The sequence below is a fragment of the Mesorhizobium sp. WSM4810 genome, assembly GCF_055811235.1.
On the sequence record NZ_JBVVQV010000014.1, the window covers coordinates 92,172 to 109,111 of the forward strand.

Here is a 16,940-nt window from a genome sequence, read left to right on the forward strand (position 1 = left end):
CGATTACCTCTCCCAGGGGAAACCGCCCTGCCCGTGCGCCGGTCGAAGACGATGACCGTGCCGTCCTCGGTGCGGCTGCACGAAAGGCCCGCATTGCACGCGCCGAAATTCGGGGCCGGAGCCGTGAGGGGACGGCTCTGGCCGTTCCGGTCGCCGCCGCTGACGGCAGGGCCACCGGATCCGAGGCGCGAGCCTCGGGCTTCGTCCCGGCCGGAGAGGAGGACAGCCGGGACGGATGGGAAAGCGAGATGGAGCGTGGCTTGTGCATGGCTATATATAAGCATAACTCAAAAAATTATGCAAGCCATTCTTTCATGGACGAAACCGATTCTTATGTTTCAGATGGCGCCATGGCGAAAACCTCATTGTCGATCAAGGTCGGGGCGGCGATCCGCAAGGCGCGCAAGCAGCGCGGCCTGGTGATGCGCCATATTGCCGAGCACAACGACACCGACGTCGCCGCTGTCGGCAATTGGGAAACCGGCCGCAACCTGCCGAAAACCGAGAACCTTTTGAAGACCGCCGCCTTCCTTCGCGTCGACCCGGTGGCGCTCGGCAAGGGCGAGGTCGTCTTCCTCGACGACGCCGACAATGTTGCCGACGCCGAGATCGTCACCGACGCCGCCCCCCTGCCCGCCGGCCCGATGGACATCGAGCTTCTGGGTGCCGCGGTCGGCGGCGACGACGGTGACTTCACCTTCAACGGCGAGGTCGCCGGCTATGTCCAGCGCCCGCCCGGCATCGCCCATCTGCGCAAGGTGTTCGCCCTGCACGTGCTCTCCGACTCGATGGTGCCGCGCTACGAGCCCGGCGAGATGCTCTATTGCGGCGGCCGCGACGCTGTGCCCGGCGACCACGTGGTGATCGAGATGTTTCCCGAGGAAAACGAGCGCAACGGCAAGGCCTTCATCAAAAAGCTGGTCAAGCGGACCGCCGCCGAGTTGGTCGTCGAGCAGTACAATCCGCCGAAGTCGCTGACCTTCAACCGCTACGCGATAAAACACGTCTGGCGCGTCATCCCGCTCAAGGAACTGCTGGGGTACTAGGGCGGCGGCGGAGCGCGCCCTTCTCCCCTTGTGGGAGAAGGTGGATCGGCGCGTAGCGCCGAGCCGGATGAGGGGTGCTGGACGGAATGAGGCATCGGCAATCCGTCGCCTTCGCTTCACTTCCCTGGAGCAAAGGCAGGCGTTGGCGATCCGTCCAACACCCCTCATCCGACCTCGCTTCGCGAGGCCACCTTCTCTCACAAGGGGAGAAGGAATCGCCACTCCCCATCAAGCCCGCCTGGATCTCTCCAGCGGAACCTCGCGCTCGCCAAGCATCCGCGCCTCGGCGCGGCGCTGCTGCCGCTCGTCGATGAACGCCGCCTGGATCGAGACGGCCGCGCCCGGCAGGCCATCGGCGCGACAGGCCGAGCAGCGAAGCCGCCCCGACAGCGCCACCAGCGGCGTCTGCGCGGTCACCCCGAATCGCCTCAGCTCCGCCGGCTTCCACCATCTGTTTCGACCGCAATCGATACACTCGACCGCGATCGAGACGACCTCGGCGATCGTTGCTTCCTTGCCCGGCAATGCCATCGTCCCTGATGCCTCAGTTCCTGTTTTGTTCACAACATTAGGGGTTTTTCCCGAAGAGTCGAGTCGGTTCCGCTCAACCCATGCAAAAGTTTAACTTGTGCCATTTTTCGAGTTATGCTTCCATGTGATATCCCAGATGAATGGGCGACGGGACCGGGTCTCCGTCGCGCCGCCGCCAGCCAAGGAGACGAAGATGGACGCCCTCTCCGCCCAGTTCGCCCGCGATTGCGGCTATACCAGCGACAGCCCGGCCATGCTCGCCGCCCTCGCGGCTATCCGCCTCGACGGCATAGGCCGGGCGCGCCTCGGCCATGGCCAGCGCAAGGCGCTGGTCGACCGGCTGAAGCTCGGCGAGGCCTTGTTCCTGGCGGCGATCCGCCCGGCGCAGTCGGCTGAAGAGGCGATCGAGGACGCCGCCCGCTTCATCGCCTGTTATCGCAACATGCCGCGCTGGCGCCAGGAAAGGCGCGGCGCCGATCTCGCCCGCGCCAGGCAGCAGCTTCTGCTGGCGCGCTTCTTCCGCCGCTACGGCCACCGCCTCTGGGCACGGCAGGCGGCGTAGGCTAGAGGTGAGTAACGTCGGCGCTGCCCCGCTGCCGGCACCTTCTCCCCGTATAGTGACGGGGCGAAGGGCTGGCCGCAGCGTCGGCTCCACTTCTGCAACGCCGGAGATTGGCGAAATCCTTTGCGACGGCGTCCTTCTCCCCGTCCATATACGGGGAGAAGTGCCCGGCAGGGCGATGAGGGGCAGCGCAGACCTGAGCCGATGCCCTCCACCTGCCCTCCACGCTCCTTGACAATCCGCCCTATTTGTTCTCTTTATGTTCGCACAAAACCCACCCTCAGGACAATGCGGCGTTCGAACCGCCGCGGGCGAACGGGCCGGATGGAAGCCAACATCCTCCACGCTGATCTGGACGCTTTCTATGCCTCGGTCGAACAGTTGCTCGACCCCGCCCTGCGCGGCAAGCCGATCGCCGTCGGCGGCGGCGTCGTCTTGGCCGCGTCCTACGAGGCCAGGGCTTTTGGCGTGCGCGGCGGCATGCCGGGGCGGCGCGCGCGGGAACTCTGCCCCGGGCTGATTTTCGTCGGCGGCCATTTCAAGGATTATCAGCGGCTCGGCGATGCGGCTATTCAAGTGCTCGGCGATTTTACCCCGGTGGTCGAGCGGATTTCCATCGATGAGGCCTTTGCTGACGTCGCCGGCTGCACCCACCTGTTCGGCCCGCCGGCCGAGATCGCGACAACCATCCGCCGCCGCGTGCGGGCCGAGCTTGGCTTGCCGATCTCGGTCGGCGTGGCGCGCACCAAGCACCTGGCCAAGATCGCCTCGCAGGTGGCCAAGCCCGACGGGCTGGTAGTGGTCGATCCGCGCCACGAGCTGGAGTTCCTTCACGATCTGCCGGTCGAGCTGATGTGGGGCGTCGGTCCGGTCACCAGGGAGCGGCTGGCCGGCATTGGTGTGCGCACCATCGGCGAACTGGCGAAGACCAATGGTGGGTCGCTGGAGCGTCTGCTCGGCCCGGCGGCAGGTGAAAAACTCAACGCGCTGGCCTGGAACCGCGATCCGCGAAAACTCGAGACGCAGCGCCGGGCACGATCGGCCGGCGCGCAATCGGCGCTCGGCAGGAAACCGGCCGAGGCAAAAATCTTCGTACCCACCCTGCTGCATCTGGCCGACAGGGTCGCCACCAGGCTGCGGGCGAAATCCCGGCCCGGCCGCACGGTGACGGTCCGCGTCCGCTTTGCCGATCTGCGCTCGGTGACGCGTTCGATCACGCTCGACCAGCCGATTTCGGCAACCGCGATGCTGGCCGAGATCGCCGAGGCGCTGGTGCGCAAGGTGCTTGTCGATCATCCGCACGAAAAGACCATTTCGCTGCTGGCGATCGCCGTCTCGCATCTGGAGAAGCAGCCGGCCCTGCAGCTGGAACTGCCGCTCGGCCTCGACGACGACCGCCTCCGCCCCGGCACCAGGAAGGGTGCGGCGCGCTGGACCGCGGACCGCGCCATCGACAAGATCCGCGACCGCTTCGGCTGGGAGGCGGTCGGCTATGCCTCGGCGCTCGGCCAATCGCGATCGGTCCCCGATGCGTTTCGCGAGCTGGCCGAAAAGGAATTGTAAGTAAGGGAAGGCAGTAGGCAGTAGGGGGGTAGGGGAATGGCCCCTGGAATGGCGTCCTCACCACTGCCCACTGCCCACTGCCCACTGCCTACTGCCTACTGCCCTACTCGCTTCCCAGCGGCGCCACGGCCGGTCCGTTCAAGGCCGTGCCATCGATTGCAAAATGCGAACCGTGGCAGGGGCAGTCCCAGCAGCGCTCGAGCGAGTTCCAGTGGACGTGGCAGCCGACATGCGTGCATGCGGCCGAGCGCTTGTAGAGCGTGCCGTCGTCATCGCGAAATGCGGCGATCTTGCTGAGCCCTTCGCGGACGATGGCACCTTCTCCCGGTCGCAGCTTATCGACGGAATCGATCTCGCCAGGCGCGATATATTCGGCAAAACTCTTGATCGCCGTCGCATTCTCCGACAGGTAATCGCCGATCGCGCCTGCCGTCTTGCGCGATGGCTCGTAGAGTTCGCGCCAGGGACTTTCCTCCTTCAGAATCAGGTCTGAAATCAACAGGCCGGCGACAACGCCATGGGTAATGCCCTGGCCGGAATCCCCGGTCGCCACAAAGACGCGGCTGTCGCCAGGATTGCGGCCGATGAACCCCGCATAATCGACGGTCTCCATCACCTGCCCGGACCACCGGTTGATTTCCACGCCGACATCGGGCACCAGCCTTTTGGTCCAGGCCGTCAGGGCCGCGAAACGGTCACCGGCATCATCGGCCTGTCCTGTCTTGTGGTCTTCACCTCCGACGATCAGGAAGTCGGTCCGACCGTCGCCAGGCTGAAGCCGAACGTAGTGATAAGGGTCTTCAGTATCCCAATACAGCGCATCCGGTATGGTATCGCGCGCGATCTCGAACGACATCGCGTAGGTTCGATAGGGCGCTTGCTTGGTGTGAAGCGCGACCCGATCGTTGATCGGCGAGTTGGTGGCGACAACGGCCGATCTGGCAGACACGGTAGAGCCTGAAACCGTGGTTACACGCACGCCGCCATCAGTCTCCTCGACCTTTTCGACGATAGTATCAGCATAAAGCACGCCGCCGCGCGCGCGGATGGCCGCGGCCAGCCCGCGGAGATATTTGAGCGGGTGGAAGGTCGCCTGATTGGCGTATCGAAGGGCCTGCACATCCGAAAAGCCTGCAAATGGCACGCCCCTGGTCTTCTCGACCTCGACACCGATCTTCAGAGCGGCGTCCAGTTCGCGCGTGATATCGGATTCCTGGCTGCCGGAAGCCGGAAAGAGAAAGCCATCAAGGCGCCGGAAATCGCAAGCGATACGCTCGGTCTCCCGGATGGATTGGATACGGTCGATAGCGGCCGATTGGCTGTGGTAAAAAATCCGCGCCAGGTCCTCGCCGCGCAATTTGGTCAGCTCCGAAAAATAGTCGTCGCAGACAGATGACAGGTGCGCAGTGGTGCGAGCCGTCATGCCGCTTCCGATCCGGCCGCGATCGAGGACAGCCACCTTTTGCCCGGCGACGGCCAGTTCGTAGGCGACCGACAGTCCGGCAATCCCAGACCCGACGACCACGACATCGACCTGTTCGCTTTGCCCGAGCGGCACCGCATCGGGCACGACTTCGGTCGCCGCCCAGAGCGATACAGTCCTTTCATCGCTAACATTCATCGGCGGAGCCTCCCATCCACGATATTCGGTAACGGATGCGAGACTTCAAAGTTCCTCGACGCTTTGAATGCCGACAGAGGCGGCCCTGGTCGTCAGACCAAAAGCTTTGCGCTGCCCCAGGCGATCAGGGCGATGCCGGCTGCCCGGCCAACCCACGGGCCGGCAGGAAACAGTTTTTCCGCCAGCACCAGAATGGCGAGCGCGGCAACCCACACCAGATTCATGACGCCACCCACGAACAACAACGCCATCAGCATCCAGCAGCATCCGACACAAAACGCCCCGTGCAGTGCGCCGAGACGCAGCGCGCCAGTTGCGTGCGGACGCCAGTGGCGGGCAAGGAACGCCGTCGGTGCCCGGCAATGCGACAGGCAGGCGTTCTTGAAGGGCGAGAGCTGATACAGGCCCGCGCCGATCAGGACGATGGCTGAAAGCCAGCGGCTTTGCGAACTCATCATCGTCGCCGAAACGAAGGCTTCGCGTTCGAGCAGCCAATGCAATGCGGTTGCCGCGACGGAGAACCCCAGCCAGACCAGAGGTAGCCTGCCATGAACACGCCGGTCGGCGCGAGCTTGTCCTGGATCTGACCCTGTGCCAGCGCATGGCGATGCACGCGCGCATAGAGCAGGATGGTTGGCGCCGCACTCGGCGACATCATGGCGACCATCATGACCCACCACATGGCGATCATCAGCGCCCAGTTCGCGGCCCCCAGGCCCGCGGCTCCGTCGCCATCGCGCTCATGTCCATGCCGGACATGCCAGACATATCCATGCCAGACATATCCATACCGGGCATATCGGATGTCATGTTCGGAGTTTGCAGGTGGGGGAATAGCGCGAGCCTCGACATCTCCCACGCATTCATGCCGAGCCCTGCGCCGGCGGCGATGTAAAGCCAGGCCAGCAGGCACAGCGCCACCACGCCCGCAATCGTGATGACGCGGTCGCGCTTGAGCAGCCGTTCCAGTGGCGACCCGCCGTTCATGCGCCGCGTCAGGCCCGCACCACCCCGCGATTGTTGAGATGCAGCCGCGCGAACTGGCCGTAACTGTCTTTAGTGGTCACCTGAACCGGCCCGCTGGTGCGCTCGAAGCGCTGCCGATCTCGGCGACGGCATATTCGAAGCCGTTCGGCAACACGATTTGAGCCCGCGAGTCCGCGCCCGTCACCTTGTTGCGGATCGGCTCGCCGACGGTTTCGATGTAGTCCTTGACGAAGATGCGGCCCCTGCGGCCGTCGATATTGAGGTCGAGATCGATCTTGGTGAAAACCGGCTCGTTCATTTTTGTCACGGTCGAGGCGTAGACGGCGAACATCGTCGCGAACGGGTCGGTGTCCTGGCCGGTCATGATGCGCAGCAGCGCGTTACGCTGCTGGTCGGTTGCCTTCTCGTCGACGAAAGCGATGGCTTCGCCGTTGCCCTCGTAGATTGCGCCGGGCCATTTGAAGATCGCGGCGATGCGCAGGCCGTCGAGAACGGTCTCGCCATGATGACCTTCATCGATCTGGATGCCGGCCACGGCATGGCAATGGCCCTTGTCGGGCAGCGCATTGAATTGACAGTTGCAGCCATATTCGCAGGTGCAATTGACGAGTGTCGCGCCCCTTGATTTCCCAAGACGTCATGCTGTCCTCCCTGATCTCGAAATATTAGACGATCATCATACACTGGACTCTTCCCTCTCAAAGGCGCACCCTCAAAAAGGCGAAACCCAAGCGAGAGTTTCGTCCAAGGCTTCACATGTTTGAGATGCGCCGCTGATCGCTTGACCTGTCCGGATAATCTCCGGGTGGGGCAAACGTTCATTGCGCCTATCCGTGTTCAGGCTGCGGCCTAAGGCACGTGCAGCCTGTTTCCGGATCAACTGGGAGGAAACAACATGCCTGATCTTCAACGCAGAGAACTTCTTGTTCAGGGAAGTGCTGCCCTTGCCGCAATTGCTTCTCTCTATACCTCGCGTCGGGCTTACGCTTTTCCAACACGGGCGAGCGAGGAAGTTATTCGGTGGCTGGACCAGCCGACCGAAAATCCCGATCCGGTCGGTATCCAGAAGCAGCTTGTCTGGGAGGATCTGGACAGCTGGATAACGCCAAACGACAAGTTCTTCAGCATCTCGCATTTCAATCGACCAACCATCGACGAGAAGACATGGTCGATGGAGATTGGCGGTCTGGTTAAGAAGCCCCTGAAATTGACCCTCGCCGACATCAAGGCGCGGCCGCGCCAGGAGGTCGTTTTCACAGTCGAATGCTCGGGCAACCACGGTTTTCCGTTTTTCACCGGCGGCATCGGCAATGCCCGCTGGGCAGGGACGCCGCTCGCCCCGATCCTCGAGGAAGCCGGCGTCCTGGAAGATGGCATCGAGGTGGTCTTTTTCGGCACTGACACCGGCGAGGTCGCCATCCGCGACGTCAAGATGCAGCAGAACTTCGCGCGCAGCATGTCGCTTGCCGAAGCGACGAACCCAGACAACCTGCTCTGCTATGAAATGAACGGAGCCGCCTTGCCGGCGGCCAATGGTTTTCCGCTGCGGCTGATTGCTCCGGGCTGGTACGGCATCGCCAACGTCAAGTGGCTGGAGCGCATCGAGGTGCGCGACACCCGCTTCATGAGCCTTCTGATGGCGCGTGACTATGTCACCATCCGGGAGGAAGAGCGCAATGGCGAGACCGTGTGGACCGAGGACTCAGTCGGGCGAGCGCTGATAAAGTCCGCGCCCGCGAAGGTCACCCGCAAGGACTCGGACTACCGCATCATTGGGGCAGCCTGGGGGGCACCGATCGATCGGGTCGAAGTGCAAATCGATCAAGCGCCATGGGCACCGGCGACCATCGACCGCAGCGAGGAGGCCGAACACGCCTGGAAGATCTGGTCCCTGGATTGGCCAAATCCGTCGCCTGGAGAACACACGGTGACCTCGCGCGCGGTCAGCACCACGGGACAGGTTCAACCGGCAATGGACGATCCCTTGATTGCCAAGAAACACACATACTGGGAAAGCAATGGCCAGGTGACGCGCCGCGTGCGTGTCGTTTGATAGACTTTGCGGGAAGGTGAAGCAGGCAGCGCCTGATCGCAGACTGGTTGCCAGCGTCAGTCCTTGGATGCCGTGATGACGAGCGCTGGCATGTCGAAAGCGACGGCGCCGGCTGCTGTCACGTAAGGCATAAGTGCCCGCTCGGCCTCCTCCAGAAGCCGATTGAACTGCTCGTTGTCCAAAAGCCCGCCCAACGTCCAGATGCAGGCTCTTTCAGTCGAGATCAGCGACTCGATCGAGGCAAAACGGACCGTTCCGCGGTGCCGCTTCACCTCGGCACGCTCTATGCCTGCCTTCGCGCAGAGCGAGCGCAGTAACTCCGCATTGCCGAGCACAAAGGGCGCGCGGAACGCGTTCGCAACGTCGGCCCCAAACAGCCGTTCAAGCATATCCGCCACTGCGGCATAGCCGGGCGACTGGTCGAGCGAGTCGCAGACCGCGACGGCGAGCCGGCCGCCGGACTTAAGCACGCGCATCATTTCCCGCAGTCCGGCTGCTCGATCGTCGAAGAACATCAGGCCGAACTGGCTGACCGCGGCGTCGAAGCTTTCATCCGGGAAAGGGATCTGCTCAGCGCGCCCTTCTCGCCAATCGATGCGAGTGCTTTTGCGGCGGGCAACGCAAAGCATATCGGGATTGGGATCAAGCCCGACCACCTTGCCCTCCGCGCCAACGCGGTCGAGGGCCGCGAGCGCCAGCACACCCGTACCGCAGGCAATGTCGATCACGCAGTCGCCCCTCCCTATTCGCGCCTCGGCGGCGACGATAGGCCCCCATTGTCGGAACAGCGCTGGAACGAACAGTGAGTCGTAGATTTCAGCCGGAGTTTTCGATATCTTGCCCCGGCGGGTCTGGGCCGCCGCTTGCTCCGATCCCGGCGTTGCACCTTCAAGGAACACTGCGTTGGATCGGGTTCCGGCGACGCGTAGCGCCTTCAGCGGCTCGTATTCGGGCGATGAATACCAGCGCCGGGCATGCTCGCCGTCGGCAAATTCGACGATGACCGGATAGACCGGCTGCCAGTCTCCTTCGACAAGGTCGGATTTCCCGCCCAGCACCAGATAGCGCCCTCCATACTGTTCAACCGTTGCAAAGACCCCTGCCAGATACTGCTCGACCTTGGCCTGGTCGGTGATTTCACGCACGTCGAAGAAGCAATAGGTAGACATGGCCGACCTCCGTTGATCGCATGGACTCCACGGGATGCGCGGTGGATATACTGTTCGGCGCATAGTAGACTTGGCCATGGGCACGCTCCATGACCCAGCGTCTCAATCGCTTGCTGCAGCGTCCGTTCTGGCGCGATCGCCTGGGCGGCCATCGGAAGAGGTCGTTGCCGATGCCGCACCTTCGGCCGCGCCGGACAAGGATGTGCTTTCGGATGTGCTGCGCGTGGTAAAGCTCACCGGCGCGCTTTTCTTCTGGGTCGATGCCTCTTCGCCCTGGAGCGTGGAAGTGCCGCGGGCGGGTTCATTTGCCCATCTTATCCTGCCGCGCGCCCAACATGTGATTTCCTACCACATCATCACCCAAGGATCGGGCTCGGTCAGCATCGGTGACGATCCGCCGATGGAGTTTGCCGAAGGCGACATACTTGTGATCCCGCATGAGGATTCGTACGCGATGTGCAGTGCGCCCGGAGTGCGATCAGGTTTGAGCCCGGAAGATTCGCTCGATTTCTTTCGCGCCATGGCGGCCGGACAACTGCCCTTCGTGATCAACGAAGGTGGCGACGGCCTCCTCCTGACCAGATATGTCTGCGGTTTCCTTGGCTGCGATGCACGGCCGTTCAATCCTCTGCTCGGGGCCCTGCCTCCGCTGATACGCATCCGGCGCGCGGCCGGCGCACCGAGCGATCTGCTCGACGCTGGCAGAGGTGTCCGTTCAACGGCCAGGCGCTGAATGCATCCGCCTGCGCCTCAGCGAGTTGATGTTCGTTGAGGTCGTTCGCCGCTATCTTGAGGCACTGCCGCCGGAGCAGACCGGCTGGCTGGCCGGCTTGCGCGACCCCGCCGTCGGCCGGGCTGTTGCGCTTGTCCACGAGAATCCGGCGCGCGGCTGGACAATTGAAGAACTCGCACGCGAAACCGGCGTCTCGCGGTCCGTCCTCGCGGCCCGCTTCACGCGTCTCGTCGGCTGCCCACCGATGCAGTATCTCACGCGATGGCGCGTACAACTGGCCGCACGACTGCTCACTGATGGGCTGGCCAAAGTCTCGGCGGTCGGGCGTGATGTCGGCTACGAGTCCGAAGCGGCCTTCAGCCGGAGCTTCAAGAAGCTCGCGGGCGTCTCGCCGGCTGGCTGGCGCGACGGCCGGCGCGGATAGCGGGCGGCCGGAGGCCGACCCTCCCCTACCCCTCCATCGTGCTGATCTCGGCATCGATCAGGCACCAAGGCGCATAACGAAAATCGCGGATCTGGACGACCCGCTCCTCCCGCCATTCGACCAGCATGAAGCCGCGCACCGCGCCGTCCGGCTCCTGCGGGTTGCGGATCAGGATCGCCGGCCGGCCGTCGACAAAACCCAGCGACAGCGCCCAGTCGCTGATGCGCTCGTAATTGCCGAAATAGGTCGACACTTCAGCCTTGCCGCGCATGCGGAGCCGGCTGACCAATTCGAGTTGGACATCCTCGGCGATCAGCGCCCTGACCGCGTCGAAGTCGCGCGCGTTGAACAGATCGACATAACGGCGCAGCCGTCGCTCGTCATCGGCGTCGAGCCGTGGCGCGGCAACGTGCTCAGGCTGCGACGCCAGCAGGCGCAGCTGCGCCCGCCCGCGATGCAACACCGCCTTGGTGGCGGCGAGCGTTGCGCCGGTCACCTCGCAGGTCTCGTGCAGCGAAAGGCCTAGCACGTCGACAAGGATCACTGCGCTGCGTTGCGCAACCGAGAGTTGCATGAAGCTGCGCAGGCCGCTCGCCGCGGCGAGCCTGCTGTCGGCGCTGCCGGAAGGATCCTCGATGGTGGTCATGTCGGTCTCGGTCATGCGCGACCTTTCCCGATGGCGCCGGCGCAGATGGTCCTGCGCGGCATTATGCGCGATGCGAAACAGCCATTGCTCGGGCCGCTCGACCGTCATGCTGCCGTCGACCGCCTGCAGCGCCTTGATCAGCGTCTCCTGCACGATGTCTTCGCCGTCGATCACCGAGCCGGCCATGCGGGCGCAGTAGCGGTGCAGTTTTGGGCGAAACTCGGAGAGCATCGCCTCAAGCGCCGGCCGATCGAATTTCGGTTGGATCATGGCGTCCATTCTATCCGGCCTTGCTCTCCTCAAGTACACGGTAGTTGCCGATGATTTTGGCAGGCGACCGCTTCACCGGGGTCGAGCGCCGTTCCGCATGGTTTTGCGTGAACGCCTCGAAGGCCGCAAGCCCGGTCAGCGCAGATGTGTCGTTTCCCTCGCCGACGACATGGACGAACTCGCCGTCGTCGAGTTCGAGCACGAGATAACGCACGCTCTGCGGCGCCGTCTCATCCAGCGCCTCGAACACTTTTGCCACCAGCGCGCGGTTCTCTTCCAGCCCGGTGTCTTTCACGCTGTAGCGAATGAGTTTGTAGCCCATGGTTCGTCTCCTGAATGATTGCTCTGAGCAGAAGACGTTTCGCGTTCCCGAAAAGATTCTCGCACGCTATAAATCTCTTCGGCCGGCCGGACCCGTCCTCGACCTGTGGACGGCTACGCAGCGGCCATCGAGGAGCAGGAGAGACGACCATGCACATCCAGTTTGCCGAACTGCCGGTATTCGACCAGGACCGCGCCAAGGCGTTCTACACCAGGCATTTCGCCTGCAAGGTCGCGGCCGACGAGAAGATGGGCGATAGCGGCTGGCGCTGGATCGAGCTGAAATTTCCCGGCGCCGTGACGAACCTGCATTTCGTGAGGCGCGCCGACGACACGCCAGGCGCGGAGCCGGTGCTGGTGCTGGTCGACGACGACGTCAAGGCCACGATCGCCGCGTTGAAGGCGGGCGGCGTCGAGATCATCACCGAACCGCAGGAGGCGCCCTGGCAGCCAGGCCGCACGGTGGCGGAATTTCGCGACAGCGAGGGCAACCGCATGGTGATCGGCAGCCAATGAGCGGGTGCAGCCGGAGAGCGGGCATCTGAATGGGTCGTGCGTCCGGGCGGAAAACGGCCACTCAAGCAGCCCCGGCCTTGTGCGCCAAAGCATGCCTTGGCTGGTAGAGGCCAAGCGAGCCGCCACTGGGAAGCGAGACATGCGTGAGCAGGCCCCAGCCTTCATCGGTGACCGAAGTGCATTCAACATCGTGCGATTTCAGCTCTTGGATTGTGGCATTGATGTCTTCGCACATGAGATAGACTTCGTGGCTGTCGACTTCGGCGGCCGGGTGAACGGCAATCTCGGCCGGCGGCAATGCGAAGATCAACCAGCCTTCGCCAGCATCGACTGCTGGAAAACGTAGGACATTGCGAAAAAATGCGCGGTCTGCCTCGGCATCCGTGCTGTAGATGATCATGTGTGCGCCGGAAATCATGGCTCCTTATCTCCCTGAAAGTGATGCGAACAAACAAGCTATTGCCGTTGCAAACGACGTTTCCGCCGTCGACACAGCCGCTCGATATCGGCCAGCTTCAGTTGGATATAGGTCGGTCGGCCGTGATTGCAGGTGCCGGAACCCGGCGTTGCTTCAAAGACCGACGCCTGCCAGACCTCACGCTATCAGCGGAAGAAGCCGGAGATGCTGTTGGCGCGGCTGCCGCCATTACCCGGCCATCGGCTTTGGGTCGACCTGGCGGGTGTTTTGGCTCTGGTCGGCGACGGGGGCGGCTGGGGCATCGATCCGGCTCAGAATGTGATCCGAGATGCCGCGCGCGATCTCCCGCTCGCCCATGATGATCAGGTCGGCGCCGAACTTCTTCAGGTAATCCACTTCGGCATCGGAATGCGCACGGGCGATGATCTCGAGCCTTGGATTGATGGCATGGGCTTGCTCGATGAGATTGCCGCTCTCGAACGGATTGGGAATGGCGCTGATCAACCACCGGGCCGAGGCAACGTTGGCCGCCTCAAGCAGGCCCGGCTGGGCGGCATTTCCCGCAATGACATCAACGCCGCGGGCGCGCAGCTGTTCTACTATCACTTGCCGTTCCTCAATCACCAGGTAAGGCTGCCTTGCCTTTTGCAACGTCTCCGCGACCAGGCTTCCGACCCGTCCATGGCCGACAAGCACCGCGTGGTCTGTCAGGCTGGTAGCCGCGAGTTCGGGCGGTTCGGATTTGCCTTCTTGCGTGGCGATGGTTCGCTCTCGTGCTTTCAGCCACGGCGTCAGCCGATCCAACGCCGCAAACAGCAGCGGGTTGACGAGGATCGAAAGGATGGCTCCGGCAAGCACCAGGTCACGTCCAGCCTCTGGAAGAAGCGCGAGGTCGACACCTAGTCCCGCCAGGATGAAGGAGAACTCGCCGATTTGCGCCAGGCTTAGGCCGAGTGTCAGGGCCACGTGGGACGGATAGCCGAACATCAATGCGATGGCCGATGCGGCCGTGGCATTGCCGATGACGATGATCAAAAATGTCACGCCGACGAGCAGCGGCTGCTCGACCAGGATCATCGGGTTGAACAGCATGCCGACGGAGACGAAGAAAAGCACGGCGAATGCGTCGCGCAGCGGCAGCGTTTCCTGAGCGGCCCTTTGGCTCAACTGGGATTCGGCAAGGATCATTCCTGCGAAAAACGCCCCAAGAGCGAACGAGACGCCGAACAGCTCGGCTGCCCCGAAAGCGACACCAAGGGCGATCGCCAGCACGGCCAAACGGAAAAGCTCTCGCGAGCCAGTGTGAGCAACGTAGTGAAGGATCGGCGGAATGACACGTCGCCCGACGACAACCATGATCGCGAAGAAAGCCGCCAATTTGCCCAGCGTCAGCCCGAGCGCGCTCCAGATGGTCTGCGGCTCAAACAATGTGAACAGGTCATTGCCGTTAAGGTTTGGCCCGTTGAAATTGCCACCGAGCACACCGGCGAAGGCCGGCAACAGCACGAGCGCGAGGATCATGGCGAGGTCCTCTACGACCAGCCAGCCGACTGCGATGCGTCCGCCATCGGTTTCGAGCTGCCGCATTTCCTGCAGCGCCCGTAGGACCACGACTGTGCTTGCAACCGACAGCGCCAGCCCAAACACCACTCCGGCTCCGATCGGCCAGCCGATCGCCTGCGTCACAAGGAGCCCGAGCATGGTCACCAGAGCCATTTGACCGATAGCGCCGGGAATCGCGATCTTTCTTGCCGACAGCAGATCGTTCAGCGAAAAATGCAGCCCTATGCCAAACATCAGCAGGATCACGCCGAGCTCGGCGAGTTGGCGCGCCAGCGCCTGGTCGGCAACGAAGCCGGGCGTGAACGGGCCAATCAAGACACCAGCCACGAGGTAGCCGACCAGTGGCGACAGGCGAAGTCGGTTCGCCAACGTGCCGAGGATGAAGGCGAGTCCGAGGCCGGCGACAAGGGTTGCGATAAGTGGCGCCTGAGGCATCTTCTCAATCCGGTTTCCGGCCACGTTTGGCGCTCGGGTCAAGCCTTGCACGAGCCAGAGATAATGGACCCGGGGATAATGGACTAAGACGCGGCGGTCTCAACATCTTTCGCGCAGCGAACGGAAACGCGCCGGTCGGAGCGACCGTTAGTGGCCGTCGTGCTCGCCGTGGCCATGTCCATGGCGGTGATCGGCATCCGCGTTCGCCAATCTTATATTCGCCGCCGCAAGCGCCGGCATGTGCTCGAACAACTCGTGTTCCAGCGCTGCGGTGATCTTCTGCGCTTCGCTGACCGGCAGGCTTTCTTCTACGGCGATGGCAATGTCGGCGTGCAGCCTGTGACCGATCCACCGCGCCTTGGCATCGACAATGCGCGCCTGCGGCACATGCGCGGCGGCATGGTCGATGTCGCCGATGACTTCAGGATCTATACCATCGAGCATGCGGGTCAGCACCGAGCGCGCCGACTGCCAGACGATGCCGAAGATGGCAAGCGTGATGAGCAGGCCGACAATCGGGTCGGCCAGCGCAAAACCGAGCCAGACGCCGAACGCTCCGAGGACCACGGCAAGGCTGGTCAGGCCGTCGGTGCGGGCGTGGTAGCCGTCGGCAATCAGTGCGGCGCTGTTGATTTCGCGGCCGACGCGGATGCGGAACACCGCGACGGCCTCATTGCCGAGAAAGCCGACAATGCCCGCCGCCGCCAGCCAGCCCAGATGCGTCACCACGCGTGGATTGATCAAACGGTCGATGGCCTGGTAACCGGCGACGATGGCGCTGAACAGGATGATCCCGACGATGATCATCCCGGCCAGGTCCTCGACCCGGCCCAGGCCGTAGGTGAAGGTCGGCGACGGCTTGCGCCGGGCCAGCAGGAAGGCGATCCACAGCGGAATGGCGGTGGTGGCGTCACCGATGTTGTGGACCGTGTCGGCCAGCAGCGCCACGCTGCCCGACAGCGCGACCACGACCATCTGCATCGCCGCGGTGATTGCCAGGATGACGAACGACCATTTTATCGCCCATATGCCGCGGTCGGTCGTGGCAATGGTCGCATCGATGACCCCGTGGCTATGCGACCCGCTCACATGATCGTGATGGCCATGACCATGCGCGGCGTGATGGCGCGGCCCGAACCCGAACCAGTCGAGGATGCGCGCGCCGAGCACAGGCATTTGACAGCTCACAAATATTTCGCCAGTTGCTTGAGTTCCGCCAGCGAGTTGCCGCCGGCTTCCGCGGTGTCCGTCAGGCAATGCTCGATATGATCGTGGATCAGTTCGCGCTTTGCACTGCTGATGGCGCTCTCCACGGCGTGGAGCTGCTGCGCCAGGTCAACGCAAGGACGATGCGCCTCGAACATCGACAGCACCGCCGCAAGATGGCCTTGCGCGCGCTTCAGACGCTTCACGATAGCCGGATGCGAACGATGGATGCCTTCGGACATGCCTGTTTTGTATCCTCCCCGGGAGGATCCAGTCAAATCTTCTTTTGAGCTCACCTTGCCGGCGAGTCCGTCACAAATCGAAGAATGACGGCTAGCCACCTCCTGCGGGTAACCCGCCGGCGGCGGCGGCCCGTATTATTTCGTGACCATGATGCGCCGGAACCTTCCCCTCGCACCAGCGTTCGGGGCGCTGTATTCGCGATGCCTTATTTTTGGGCAAACATGATAGGCGACGGGCGAATAGCGGTGGGGAGGCAAAAAGCATGGGTCGGGGAGGAGCATGTTGTCATGTCGAACCGTGAAATTGGAACGTCCCACACATTGGGGCTGCGCATCGCTGATCTCAAAGCCAGGATGCGGAGCGCCCGGATTACCGAGCACGAGATGAAAATTTTTCAGAAGGTAGCCGCTGTCATGGGAGCAGGTGAAGGCTCCCTGCGGATCGATGCCGACGACCTGATTGCCGCATCTTTCGTTGTCGAGGACGAGCCCAGGGCAAACTGAAGATCGGGGCCCCCCGGCGATCAGCGTCGGGGCGCGTGCGAGGCTCGAAATGTTGGCGCTCTACGGCGCCCCCCTCTGTCCTGCCGGACATCTCCCCCACAAGGAGGGAGATCGGCAGCTTTGCCAACCG

Annotated in this window: 18 protein-coding genes and 2 pseudogenes; 8 read left to right on the forward strand and 12 right to left on the reverse strand. The window is 63.2% G+C overall.

What is annotated here, in order from left to right:
* The first annotated feature begins 350 nt into the window (after positions 1-350).
* Positions 351-1,046 (forward strand): XRE family transcriptional regulator, encoded by a 696-nt coding sequence (locus AC0L3O_RS20485; RefSeq protein ID WP_023799071.1) that lies wholly within the window; start codon positions 351-353, stop codon positions 1,044-1,046.
* Positions 1,047-1,274: 228 nt separating this feature from the next.
* Here the strand turns inward: AC0L3O_RS20485 and AC0L3O_RS20490 are convergent, their stop codons facing one another.
* Entirely contained in the window at positions 1,275-1,577 is a 303-nt protein-coding gene (locus AC0L3O_RS20490) for a hypothetical protein (protein ID WP_473616450.1), read from the reverse strand.
* A 193-nt stretch (positions 1,578-1,770) separates the two neighbouring features.
* On the opposite strand from AC0L3O_RS20490, the gene AC0L3O_RS20495 reads away from it, so the two are divergent.
* Together AC0L3O_RS20495 and dinB are read left to right on the forward strand one after the other, a co-directional pair.
* The gene (locus AC0L3O_RS20495; protein ID WP_473616451.1) at positions 1,771-2,139 is read left to right on the forward strand and encodes a hypothetical protein; all 369 of its coding nucleotides are present in this window, start codon (positions 1,771-1,773) and stop codon (positions 2,137-2,139) included.
* A 324-nt stretch (positions 2,140-2,463) separates the two neighbouring features.
* The gene (gene dinB, locus AC0L3O_RS20500; protein ID WP_473616452.1) at positions 2,464-3,702 is read left to right on the forward strand and encodes a DNA polymerase IV; all 1,239 of its coding nucleotides are present in this window, start codon (positions 2,464-2,466) and stop codon (positions 3,700-3,702) included.
* Between the two features lie 103 nt (positions 3,703-3,805).
* On the opposite strand, the gene AC0L3O_RS20505 is transcribed toward dinB, so the two are convergent.
* From AC0L3O_RS20505 to AC0L3O_RS20520, 4 genes and pseudogenes are all read right to left on the reverse strand, one after another.
* Complete coding sequence (locus AC0L3O_RS20505) at positions 3,806-5,323, reverse strand: FAD-dependent oxidoreductase (RefSeq protein WP_473616454.1); 1,518 nt, start codon at positions 5,321-5,323, stop codon at positions 3,806-3,808.
* 92 nt (positions 5,324-5,415) lie between these two features.
* Positions 5,416-6,014 (reverse strand): annotated as a pseudogene (locus tag AC0L3O_RS20510) (DUF2182 domain-containing protein).
* Positions 6,014-6,310, reverse strand: a complete 297-nt coding sequence (locus AC0L3O_RS20515) for a hypothetical protein (protein ID WP_473616455.1) — start codon at positions 6,308-6,310, stop codon at positions 6,014-6,016. Before AC0L3O_RS20515 ends, AC0L3O_RS20510 begins: the two are co-directional and overlap by 1 nt.
* Before the next feature lie 8 nt (positions 6,311-6,318).
* A pseudogene (locus AC0L3O_RS20520) lies at positions 6,319-6,951 on the reverse strand (DUF1326 domain-containing protein).
* 254 nt (positions 6,952-7,205) lie between these two features.
* Here AC0L3O_RS20520 and AC0L3O_RS20525 point away from each other — a divergent pair.
* Complete coding sequence (locus AC0L3O_RS20525) at positions 7,206-8,363, forward strand: sulfite oxidase (protein WP_473616456.1); 1,158 nt, start codon at positions 7,206-7,208, stop codon at positions 8,361-8,363.
* A gap of 56 nt (positions 8,364-8,419) precedes the next feature.
* Here AC0L3O_RS20525 and AC0L3O_RS20530 read toward each other — a convergent pair whose 3' ends face one another.
* A complete protein-coding gene (locus AC0L3O_RS20530) occupies positions 8,420-9,532 on the reverse strand; it encodes a DUF1330 domain-containing protein (RefSeq protein ID WP_473616458.1) in 1,113 nt (370 codons plus the stop codon).
* Positions 9,533-9,608: 76 nt separating this feature from the next.
* Here AC0L3O_RS20530 and AC0L3O_RS20535 point away from each other — a divergent pair, with 76 nt between their 5' ends.
* Together AC0L3O_RS20535 and AC0L3O_RS20540 are read left to right on the forward strand one after the other, a co-directional pair.
* On the forward strand, positions 9,609-10,265 hold the full coding sequence (locus tag AC0L3O_RS20535) for a cupin domain-containing protein (RefSeq protein ID WP_473616459.1): 657 nt from the start codon (positions 9,609-9,611) through the stop codon (positions 10,263-10,265).
* A 28-nt stretch (positions 10,266-10,293) separates the two neighbouring features.
* Positions 10,294-10,689 carry a helix-turn-helix transcriptional regulator gene (locus AC0L3O_RS20540; protein WP_473616461.1) on the forward strand — a complete coding sequence of 132 codons (396 nt, stop codon included), beginning with the start codon at positions 10,294-10,296 and terminating at the stop codon, positions 10,687-10,689.
* 25 nt (positions 10,690-10,714) lie between these two features.
* Here AC0L3O_RS20540 and AC0L3O_RS20545 read toward each other — a convergent pair whose 3' ends face one another.
* Entirely contained in the window at positions 10,715-11,605 is an 891-nt protein-coding gene (locus tag AC0L3O_RS20545) for a sigma-70 family RNA polymerase sigma factor (protein ID WP_473616462.1), read from the reverse strand.
* A 10-nt stretch (positions 11,606-11,615) separates the two neighbouring features.
* Entirely contained in the window at positions 11,616-11,927 is a 312-nt protein-coding gene (locus tag AC0L3O_RS20550; RefSeq protein WP_236377460.1) for a hypothetical protein, read from the reverse strand.
* A 149-nt stretch (positions 11,928-12,076) separates the two neighbouring features.
* Here AC0L3O_RS20550 and AC0L3O_RS20555 point away from each other — a divergent pair, with 149 nt between their 5' ends.
* Positions 12,077-12,442, forward strand: coding sequence for a VOC family protein (locus AC0L3O_RS20555; RefSeq protein ID WP_287230045.1), 366 nt, complete (start codon positions 12,077-12,079; stop codon positions 12,440-12,442).
* 61 nt (positions 12,443-12,503) lie between these two features.
* Here AC0L3O_RS20555 and AC0L3O_RS20560 read toward each other — a convergent pair whose 3' ends face one another.
* The 4 genes from AC0L3O_RS20560 to AC0L3O_RS20575 form a co-directional block, all read right to left on the reverse strand.
* Positions 12,504-12,860: a VOC family protein gene (locus tag AC0L3O_RS20560; RefSeq protein ID WP_023799084.1), complete on the reverse strand. Its 357-nt coding sequence runs from the start codon at positions 12,858-12,860 to the stop codon at positions 12,504-12,506.
* Positions 12,861-13,088: 228 nt separating this feature from the next.
* The gene (locus tag AC0L3O_RS20565) at positions 13,089-14,858 is read right to left on the reverse strand and encodes a cation:proton antiporter domain-containing protein (protein ID WP_287230046.1); all 1,770 of its coding nucleotides are present in this window, start codon (positions 14,856-14,858) and stop codon (positions 13,089-13,091) included.
* Positions 14,859-15,005: 147 nt separating this feature from the next.
* Complete coding sequence (locus AC0L3O_RS20570) at positions 15,006-16,034, reverse strand: cation diffusion facilitator family transporter (RefSeq protein ID WP_473616463.1); 1,029 nt, start codon at positions 16,032-16,034, stop codon at positions 15,006-15,008.
* 8 nt (positions 16,035-16,042) lie between these two features.
* Positions 16,043-16,306, reverse strand: a complete 264-nt coding sequence (locus tag AC0L3O_RS20575) for a metal-sensing transcriptional repressor (protein ID WP_027154260.1) — start codon at positions 16,304-16,306, stop codon at positions 16,043-16,045.
* A 288-nt stretch (positions 16,307-16,594) separates the two neighbouring features.
* On the opposite strand from AC0L3O_RS20575, the gene AC0L3O_RS20580 reads away from it, so the two are divergent.
* Positions 16,595-16,810, forward strand: coding sequence for a hypothetical protein (locus AC0L3O_RS20580; RefSeq protein WP_023799088.1), 216 nt, complete (start codon positions 16,595-16,597; stop codon positions 16,808-16,810).
* Positions 16,811-16,940 lie beyond the last annotated feature (130 nt).